Source organism: Shewanella sp. SG41-4 (assembly GCF_014164505.1).
GTDB lineage: Bacteria > Pseudomonadota > Gammaproteobacteria > Enterobacterales > Shewanellaceae > Shewanella.
The window spans coordinates 1-10180 of the sequence record NZ_JACJFI010000152.1; the positions used below are offsets into that span (position 1 = coordinate 1).

Below are 10180 nucleotides of genomic sequence, written 5' to 3' on the forward strand. Positions count from 1 at the left end.
ACCGTTAAAACGGTAATACTCAACAGAACCTTTTTCTTCAGTTTCTGCTGCAGCATTATTAACGCGAGTTAATAGGTTGCGAGCACGAATCGTTAATTCGCGAGGGTTGAACGGTTTAGTGATGTAATCATCAGCACCAATTTCAAGACCTAGAATCTTATCAACTTCGTTATCACGGCCAGTCAAGAAAATAAGACCGATGTTATTAATTTCACGTAGCTCACGAGCTAATAATAAGCCGTTTTTGCCTGGTAAATTAATATCCATAACAACAAGGTTTATCTTATTGTCTTGCATGGCTTTATGCATTTCTGCGCCGTCGTTAGCTTCAGTGACTACATAGCCTTCAGCTTCAAAAATACTGCGTAATGTATTACGCGTTACAGCTTCATCTTCAACAATTAATATGTGCGGATTTTGCATGATATTTACCTGATTTTATAAAATTCGATTCTAGCCACTGTGTGCTAATTGTATGCTAATAGATTTCAATAGCGCTTTAGCTAATGCGCTAACATTCCGATATTTTTTGGTGTTTATCTATGTCTACCCTGAATTAAACACTCTCTATAAACTCTATTATGTAACACTTAATGCTGGTTACTGAGTCTGCTTACGTCGATTAATTTCCACTACGCCAAGGTACGTGTTTACACTTATGCATGATGGTGTAAAATTTGTTGCACTTAAGCTTACTTACTATGAATGCGATTTAGAAAGATAGTTCCTTCTATAGCAAACTTATTTAATCGTATTAATGTTTTATCAAATGTAGAACAAATTTAGTACGACTGTAAACTTTACATCAAAAAATCATCACACTCACAACAACATTTGCTGAGTTTTTGAGGTGTATGTAGCTAACTTTGCTACAGTGATTTAATAGTGCGTGATGGTTATTGTACTCGTTTTAGGCATTTGTTAACAAATTAAATGTTAAAAAATTAATATAACACTCAAGTATTTGAAAGATTAACCTTGCTAAGGTGATAATAATTAATGATTTTCTAATATAATACTGTTGATTTAGATAGCAAACCTTTTAGAACTCTAACCTATCTGCTAGACTAATTTTGGCTTAATTGACGAAAATTTATTATGGAAAATGTTATAGATACATTGTGGAATGAGTATCAAAGCACTCATTTTTTGTTCACTCAACGCCTTTCACATGATTTCCCATTTGCTATTGTTACTGCTCATAACCCTCGTGGTTCAAGACTCTCTCCTAGTCAAAATCGCTTACTCGATCGTCAGCTTCAATCTAAAATCCAACAATATAATCGTCCCTATCGTGCTTTAATCGGTGCAGCACCTGATTTGTCGCATATGGAAAAGAGTTGGGCAATTTTTATTGATAAAGAACAAGCTATTGAGCTTGGCCGAGAATTCAATCAACATGCCATTTATTACGTTAATCAAGGTTTACTATCTTTGATCGCATGTCTTGACATTATCAAGCCTGAAGTGGAAATGGGGCTTTTTAATCACCGATTAAGGATGGTAAGTGAGTTACCTGAGATAGGTTCGCATACTGGGAAAATGATGACGTAATTCAAGCTGCTCAGCTGAGGTAGAATATTTAATGCTCGATATCGGGACAATATAAATAAGATTGTCTCGATAAATTACCATTTATAGTGTTTTTTGTATTTTTATTGTCTTTTTTTCGTAATATAGAACAATCATTGATCAGAGAACGCAGCAAAAGAGTAACTCTCTACAACGATATCTTTTATCACAATAAAGTGTTTTTACTGTTTTTGCTGATTGACTTGATAGGGTATTTTTTGCTATTTTCAACTCCCTCCTTAGGGAGGAACAGAAGAGGAGCGTTAACTAGGTAGTAAGTGAGAGGATGCCAATCCGATGACCACTTATGATGGAGATTAGCGCCGAGGTATCAGTTTGTTTGGCAAACATTGATATCGGTCGATTAGGCTGAATCCTAACGATTGTCACCTATTTTTTGGTGGAGAGCTTCTGGTGATGATTGCTGTTTCCCTTCTATAAGGGTGCGTTATCTTAGCACCAGGCTCTTCGAACGTAGTGTGTTCGGAGCGTATATCATGTTAGTAAATCACATCTTATTTTTTAGCCTTTCGCAAACTGCGGAGGCATTAGTATGAGCATTTTCCAGTCTGGAATAGACACCCCAGAATTAGTCGTTGCCAAATTTGGCGGCACGTCAGTTGCTGATTACGCCTCAATGAGCCGTTGTGCAGATATTGTGCGCGCTAATAAAGCCACTCGTCTTGTGGTTGTGAGCGCCTCCAGCGGTGTGACCAATTTATTAGTTGAGTTAACTCAAGCTAATGTTAATGACGAGCGCCGCTTGGTATTGCTTAAGCAAATTGCCCAAATTCAATATGCGATATTAGATGAACTCGGTCGTCCGCAAGACGTGGCAGCCAGTATTGATAAAATTCTCAGTCGGATGTCAGTGCTCAGCGAATCGTTAGAACTTAATCGCAGTAAAGCGGTTATGGACGAGTTACTGTCGACGGGCGAACAATGTTCATCAATTTTATTTTCTGCGGTTATTCGGGAAAAGGGTACCGCCTCAAATCATTTTGATGTGCGCCAAGTATTACGTACCGACAGTCACTTTGGTCGTGCAGAACCACTAATCGAAGCTATTTCAACTTTAGCGGGTGACTTTTTACAGCCATTACTTGCGCGTTACGTCATCGTTACCCAAGGCTTTATTGGTGCTGATGAAGAGGGACGAACAACAACATTAGGCCGTGGTGGCAGCGACTATTCGGCGGCATTACTTGCCGAAGCACTTCGTGCTACAGCAGTTGAAATTTGGACCGATGTAGCTGGTATTTATACCACTGATCCGCGCCTTGCCCCCAATGCCCGCCCGATTGCTGAAATTAGCTTTAATGAAGCGGCTGAGATGGCCACCTTTGGCGCCAAAGTATTGCATCCCGCTACCATTTTACCGGCAGTAAGACAAAAAATTCAGGTGTTTGTAGGTTCAAGTAAAGCGCCTGAGTTGGGCGGTACTTGGATCCGTCATCAAGTTGAAGATACCCCAGTGTTTAGAGCGGTGGCGTTGCGTCGCGATCAAACTTTACTTAATTTGCATAGCTTACAAATGTTACATGCACAGGGCTTTTTGGCTGAAACGTTTGCGACCTTAGCGCGACACAAAATATCAGTCGATTTAATCACTACCTCGGAAGTCAACGTTTCGCTAACGCTAGATAAAACCGGTTCTGATTCAAGCGGCCAGGGCTTACTCAGCGAGTCGTTATTACAAGAGTTATCGCAACATTGTCGTGTAAGAGTTGAGGACGATTTAGCGTTAATCGCCATCATCGGTAATCGTATTGCCTCGACGGCTGGTATTTGTAGCCGAGTGTTTAAAGTGCTTGAGAATCATAATGTGCGGATGATTTGCCAAGGCGCAAGCCCACATAATTTATGTGTGTTGGTAGCAGAGTCGGAAGCGGCGCAAGTGGTTAATGCTTTGCACCAAAACTTGTTTGAGTAATACCAATCCTATTACATATGTGATCTTTCAGCGGGAGTTCAAAGTGCTGTAGGCAAGGCAGATGGTTGAAGCGAATAGTGATTCTCGGTAACAAGCTCCTGCGTTACTCTACCTCCAACATCTGACCGCCATGGATGGTGGGAATGTCTTATTTTTTATGGAAAAAAATAGACCATGCAGTCGTATTTTGAAAACCTCTAACGAAGCATAAAGTACTTTTAAACCCGCCAGAATGGAGTCTCTCAGGTATTCCACTTCTGTGTTGCATCGATTTAAAAGGCAACAACCATTTCTACATCAATGCGCCTTGAATTGAAAACCTGAGAGACTCTGAACTGACCAGATATTTAATGAGATTGGTATCATCATATGACTAAAGCAATACAATCGTCAGTTCAAGTTGGAGAGCTGGCGACAGGGCAAGCATTGACCGTTCCAATATATTCATTCATTGGTAGTGATAATTTTGCTCCGAGTGTCTATATTCAGGCCAATGTTCATGGCGCAGAAGTGCAGGGCAATGCGGTTATTTATCAACTGATGACCTTGTTAGAGGATTATCAGGTTTTAGGTGATATAACCCTTGCACCGTTAGCCAATCCTTTAGGGATTAATCAAAAAAGTGGTGAGTTTACTTTAGGGCGTTTTGATCCCATTACAGGGGTTAATTGGAACCGCGAGTATTTTGAGCATAACGTTGATATTCAAGCTTGGTATGCAGAGCACCAACATTTAACCAATAGTGAGTTTTTTTGCGCCTATCGTTCAATGTTGGTGGAAACTTGCCAAGCGCGTTTAACTCATTCTTTCGGGATTTCAACCGGCCATCGTTTAGCGGTAAATTTACAGACTATGGCACACAAAGCAGACATTGTGCTTGATTTACATACCGGTCCTAAGTCTTGTAAACACTTATACTGTCCTGAGTATGATATCGATGCGGCGAGATTTTTTTCGATACCATATACATTGATTATCCCCAATAGCTTTGGCGGCGCGATGGATGAAGCGACCTTTTGTCCTTGGTGGCAATTAACCGATTATGCGACCCTTCAAGGCCGTGAGTTTGCGGTACCAGTGTCAGCATTTACTTTAGAGCTAGCAAGCCAAGAGCGGATTGATTTAGCTGATGCGTTAGAGGATGCCAAAGGCATATTGGCTTATTTAAGTCATCGAGGTGTGATTGCTGAAAAAGTTAATCCAGCCAGTATGGAAAGGTTTGGGTGTTACTTGAAGGATTATAAGAAGTTTCATGCACCTAAAGCTGGCTTAATTGAATATTGTGCGAGTGTTGGCGAACCATTAACAGCTGGCAAACCTTTAGTGAACATTTTACGCATAGACTTGTATGGTTCTGAGCAGGCTTACCAAGCCATTAGTTTACCCATGGATTGTGTGCCTATTTTGCACTTTGCTTCAGCATCGGTACTTCAAGGAACGGAGTTGTATAAAGTGATGACTAATGTGTTTGCATTACCGCCTAGTTGATTAACCGCTTTGAACATGTGAAAACAAAAACGCCTGCAATTACAGGCGTTTTGATAGCGGAGTAAATCGTAATTAACTGCCTAAAATCTGCAGCGGAATCGCTAACATATCGTCGCCAGAACCAGCAAAATACCAAATAATACCCACTAAACTTGCTACCGTGAGTAAATACCATACGGTAGAGAAAATTTGCCCGTATCGATCTAACGGCAATAAATGACTTTGATGCCGACCGCGCCATTCAAATACAATTTCGACACTGCCGATTAGTAGCAAAAAGCCAAGTAAGGCGAGCCCTAAGCTATAGCTAATGAACACACCAATAGCTGCACCAGCAATACAAGCAACTAGACCGACAACACTATTCATCGAAAAGCTGATACTTTTTAAAATATGGCCGCCATCGAGAGGTAAAATGGGCAGTAAATTAAACAGGTTTAGCAGCGCATTGAATGCCGCTAATCCAGCAAAGAATACGTTGCCTGTTAGCCAATAAATGCCTAGTGAAATAATCGATAAAATGAGTCCAAAAGTGGGACCCATTATCGAAATATACACATCTTGCCAGCGCGTGTTGATGCGCTCATCGCTTAGCGCGAGGCCGCCAACAAAAGGGATTAAATAGATCCCTTTGGTTTTCATGCCGAAATGTTTCATCGCTCTAATATGGCCATATTCATGAAACACTAAACAACCGATAAGCGCTAAGGCAAATTCAAATGAAAACAACCAAGAATAGGCTGCAACACTGGCTCCTGCAAAAAGGACTTTAACCACCTTGGCACTTTTTAGCAGCTTAAAACCTAATGATGCCAGTCCTATAACGCTGAGCTTTTGGTTTTTTACGGGTGTGATTTCAGGTGTTTGACGCTCAATATCTTCAACGGTTCGTTGACCTTGGGTTATGGGTTCCTCATCAATTAATAAACAATAATCAAGTTGAAATGGTTGCCAATTAACATCGATTTCTAATCGTACCGGTAGTGAACCAACATTGGGTTTAATGGTTTCGTCGTTGTTGATATTAGCTTCCGTGGGTACCGATGTTTGAGTTGTCAGCTCAAATGAATGGATATGAAAGGCTTGGTCACTAGCGCTTGCAGATTTTTGCGATACCAGTTGATTGTCCCAATAAAGTTGCTGCCAACCCGCAATCGAGCCTTCTAGTCGCAGACGTTTACCTAGACATTCAATATTTAGTAATTCCATTAAGGATTCTCAGGGTTTATGGACGGTGAGCATGGGGGCATTTTGCCAGAGCAATGGGTGTTGCTCAATGGGTTCGTCAATTATATTCGTTAATCATTAGCTTGGCTTTGTGATTGAGTTCAGGTTAAGTAGTAAACATGAGCCCGTTGTTAGTCAGTTAAAGGTAGGTAATGCGAAAAAGGAAGTATTATGTAAATTTTCAGTCTGAATACGTTGCTAATAAAGCTGTTCTAATTCAGCCACAGTCGCAATGCCTTGCTCAATGGTGGTAAAGACAATTTTTGCACTACAGCAATGCCCTTGAAACTGACCATACTGACGTACAAGTGGCAATAGCTGTAATACACTCATATCTTGATTGAGTTTAACCAGCGTAGGCAGCTCTGCCACGCTGGGGTCTAGTGGCGGATGTTTTTGGATGCTATACACATGGCCAGCGTTGTCGATAAGTTTATCTTCGGCGTGGACGGTAAATTGGTTGGCACAAATAAAGCCCAACCAATCCTGATAGTTAACCAGATACATTAACTCATCATCTTGATCAAACTGCAGTATGGCCGGCCAATGTATTTGTTGCATAGTTACCTGTATATCCACATTTGATTGTCTAACCCGCTAACCCGCTAACCCGCTAACCCACTAACCACTAGCGATTACTATAATCGAATGATATTTCTTGATTGACGTTTTTTACCACACACGGACCGTGTTCGCGTTGGCTGCGATTGAATGCCGCACCTATATGAATTTCGACGTTGGGGAAAATGTGTTTTTCAGCTTTGATGACGTAATTATTATAATAGTTTTCAACTTCGTTAAGATGTTGTGTGTATTCTATTTCTTCTTTAATACGTTCTTCTGCCATTTGGTTTTTTTGATCGAGCATCATTTTGACTTGCTCAATCATACCAGCATCGCTTTGCCATTCGGTTTTTGGCGGTAACTTTCGTAATCTTGCTTCTATTTCTAAGCCTGCAACAACCATGCCTTTAATACTGTCATCTAGTTCTTTAAGTTCTTGTTTTAACTCACCTTGATGCATGGCGCAAAAGAGTTCTGTTTTGGTGCCAGCGGTAGCTCCAAATGCTATGGCTCTAATGCCTTTGGCCGCAGTAGCAATACCGCCCACTAGGTCACCTCGTCTTCCTTGGGGATCGCTGACGGTAATAGTGTCGCCGGATGTTGAGTTACTGTGTAGTAATTGCTTGGTGACCAGAATATTGCCAACAGCTTCTAAGTGAGAATACTGCACAAACTGGGCGCAAATCTGTCCGGTAGCCTTTATTTTTGTACTCAATTCTTGCTCTTTAATTAAGCGGCCAATGACGCCTTTACTGATGATCACGTCGCCTTGCGCTTCAATGGAGGCTGACTCAACAAAGCCCATGACGGTTACGTCACCGCTAGCTTTGACTTCCATGCCCTCATGTACATCTCCAGTGATTAAAATACTGCCTTTGAAATTAACGTGGCCATAGCGAACGTCTACATCTTTAATTTGCAGCATATCGTCAACTTGCATACCGTTGCGATTTTCAACTGGCTGACCAGATACAGTGGCGATGAGTTTGTTTTGATCTGTAGGGTGTAAACTGCTACCTGTGCTAGGTTCCATTGGTTTATCTTTACCTGGAATTTGTTGCAGTACATCACCGTGAACATTAAAACCAGGAGTCCCAATGGTTGAAGGTTTTTTTATCATCAATACATCGTTGGGTTTAACTGTAATCAGTGCACCTAAATTACGCATATCGACAGAGCCGTCTTCACGTTCTTGTGGTTGCAATAAACGTTCGCGTGCTAAGGCAACTTTACGCGTTAATATCGCATTTTCGCCGTTAACGGCCGCTTTACCATGGGCTATGATTTCTTCACTGCTTTCGCCTGGCGGTAATATCGACAAACGCTGCATGAGAGCCATGATTTTAGGCTTACTCAATCCCATTTTAATTTTTTGATTTTTCAGGGAATTAAGTACATCTGGGAGGGTGATATCTTTGCCGCCCCAAGCTGAAGTTATTTTCATGCTGGCTTGCATTTTATCGTCACTGACACTGATGTTAACGAGGCCGTCTTTACGCTCGGCAATGGCAAAAAATAGCTCGTGATCTCCAGGCTTTTGGCCGCAAAGAGCATTAACTTCCGCTACCGCTTTAGCAATTGCAGGTGCAATAGGAAACAGCATAGCAAAAGCGGCCTGTGTGAGTAAGGCGTTGATACCTTCTGCTGACACCGGGCCGTGAGTATTGGGAATAATACGTAATTCCACTTTATTTTTATCAGCACTGAGTGCGACGAGTGATGGCTCTAACATAACATCCTTTGTTTTTATTTTTATATCAGGTAGTAAAAGGCAAATAGAATACCAACGAAATGAATCCGAAAATGTGCGTTATTTTGCCTTTAAGCCAATTTAGCTGATATTAATCTGCATTTCCAGCAGTAAGCACGCTTTGTCGCTTATAAGTGAAGTGTGTGTAGTGTAGAGCTCTGTTGGAATTAACGTTGATGGAGATACAATTTATACTTATTGTTTTCAGCTACCACGTTCACTTTGCCAAAATGAGTCGCTATAGTCTCTGAATAAGGTAAATGGCGATTTGCGACAATTTGCCATATGCCCTTTGCGGTGAGTCGAGTAGCGCTTTGCTGGACAAATTGTGTGGCGATGTCTGTCGTGCTGGCTAAGCCATCATGAAACGGCGGGTTGGAGATAATGCCATCGAACTTGCCTGTGATTTGATTAAACTCATCAGAAGGATAAACCTTTGCCTGCATATTATTGGCTGCTAGGGTTAATTCGCATGAGAGTAATGCCATTGCATTGATATCAATACACTCAATGGTTAACTCTGGATTGGCTTTTAGCAATGCAGCGGTAATAACCCCAGCACCACAGCCAAAATCGAGTACTCTGCCGTGTAGGTTATTGGGCAAATGAGACAGCAATAATTCGGTACCCTGATCAAGACGTTTTTCGCTGAAAACACCTACCATATTACAAATTTTCAGAGTTCCCTGTGGGGTATCTAGTGAATATTGGCTTACCCAATCACTGATTGATAGCACAGGTGCTGCTTGGATTAAATAACTGACATACACCAGACAATGACGGGCATTATCTTGTTTGATTGGCGGCGAATAATAATCAGGTGTGAGTTTAGCAATCGACTTAATCCCGCCTTTATTTTCACCTACAACTATCAATTGGCCATCGATATTTAAATGTTGTGCCGCTAATTGCAGTAAATAACCCATTAACGGTTTAGCTTTTGGAAAGTAAATTATAACGCTATCAAATTTTGTTTCAGCTAATGACTCAGGCAGTTGATGACCAAAATAGCACTGTAATTTGTCATTGGAACAAGAAGATAATGTGAGGTGATGATTAAAGTCTAGCGCTAAGGCGGTGACATTATCGGCAAACTCAAGACACTGATGTGCAAAAGTATCAGCTTCATAATTGAGCACTAACACGCTGTGTTGCTGAAAATATTTGCTGTTTCTAATTAAGGCTTGAGAAGGATTTGTTAACACGTCGGTTGCCCATAATGCTAGTGGTAAGATAAACATGCTGATATTAACACAACCCCAACGTTGAGCGGGATTGTGTTAATCATAGTCGTCAGTTATTGATTAAGGCGTTTGTACCGATTGCGGTAATAAGCTAAACATTTTAATCGCAATATCAATATTGTCTTGATGACCGCTAAATAATCTAGCGCCAGGGCCCTCTGCAAATACTTGAACATCCATAGCGGTATGGCCGCCACTTGTCCAACCGGTATTAGATTCAATATCAATCAGCTTACGCAGTGCGATAGATAATGGCTCATTACCTTGCATGCGTGCGCTTTGTAATTGGTTGTATTTTGCTTCATTTGGAGTAAAGCCAAGAAGCGTTGCCGTTAAAGTCTGCCAATTGTCTTCTGAAATGACGCGGTTCGCAATGACACCCGGGCTGGCTTTAATCTTATG

9 protein-coding genes and 1 riboswitch are annotated in these 10180 nt (G+C 41.2%); of the genes, 3 read left to right on the forward strand and 6 right to left on the reverse strand.

Annotated elements, in window-relative coordinates:
* Positions 1 to 423, reverse strand: a 423-nt coding sequence (locus H5202_RS13785) for a response regulator (protein WP_182772575.1), incomplete at its 3' end; no start/stop codon positions are given.
* Between the two features lie 675 nt (positions 424 to 1098).
* Between H5202_RS13785 and H5202_RS13790 the strand changes: the two genes are divergently transcribed.
* From H5202_RS13790 to H5202_RS13800, 3 genes are all read left to right on the forward strand, one after another.
* Complete coding sequence (locus H5202_RS13790) at positions 1099 to 1554, forward strand: DUF3293 domain-containing protein (protein ID WP_182772576.1); 456 nt, start codon at positions 1099 to 1101, stop codon at positions 1552 to 1554.
* A gap of 263 nt (positions 1555 to 1817) precedes the next feature.
* Positions 1818 to 1991, forward strand: a riboswitch (Lysine riboswitch).
* Between the two features lie 134 nt (positions 1992 to 2125).
* A complete protein-coding gene (lysC, locus tag H5202_RS13795) occupies positions 2126 to 3505 on the forward strand; it encodes a lysine-sensitive aspartokinase 3 (RefSeq protein ID WP_182772577.1) in 1380 nt (459 codons plus the stop codon).
* Positions 3506 to 3874: 369 nt separating this feature from the next.
* Positions 3875 to 4993: a succinylglutamate desuccinylase/aspartoacylase family protein gene (locus H5202_RS13800; RefSeq protein ID WP_182772578.1), complete on the forward strand. Its 1119-nt coding sequence runs from the start codon at positions 3875 to 3877 to the stop codon at positions 4991 to 4993.
* 72 nt (positions 4994 to 5065) lie between these two features.
* Here the strand turns inward: H5202_RS13800 and H5202_RS13805 are convergent, their stop codons facing one another.
* The 5 genes from H5202_RS13805 to H5202_RS13825 form a co-directional block, all read right to left on the reverse strand.
* Positions 5066 to 6202 (reverse strand): site-2 protease family protein, encoded by a 1137-nt coding sequence (locus H5202_RS13805; protein WP_182772579.1) that lies wholly within the window; start codon positions 6200 to 6202, stop codon positions 5066 to 5068.
* Positions 6203 to 6418: 216 nt separating this feature from the next.
* The gene (locus H5202_RS13810) at positions 6419 to 6781 is read right to left on the reverse strand and encodes a DUF4144 domain-containing protein (RefSeq protein ID WP_182772580.1); all 363 of its coding nucleotides are present in this window, start codon (positions 6779 to 6781) and stop codon (positions 6419 to 6421) included.
* A gap of 67 nt (positions 6782 to 6848) precedes the next feature.
* A complete protein-coding gene (locus H5202_RS13815; RefSeq protein WP_182772581.1) occupies positions 6849 to 8516 on the reverse strand; it encodes a DUF342 domain-containing protein in 1668 nt (555 codons plus the stop codon).
* Between the two features lie 185 nt (positions 8517 to 8701).
* Entirely contained in the window at positions 8702 to 9739 is a 1038-nt protein-coding gene (locus tag H5202_RS13820) for a methyltransferase (RefSeq protein ID WP_182772583.1), read from the reverse strand.
* 99 nt (positions 9740 to 9838) lie between these two features.
* On the reverse strand, positions 9839 to 10180 hold a 342-nt coding region (locus H5202_RS13825; protein ID WP_182772582.1), incomplete at its 5' end, for an alkaline phosphatase.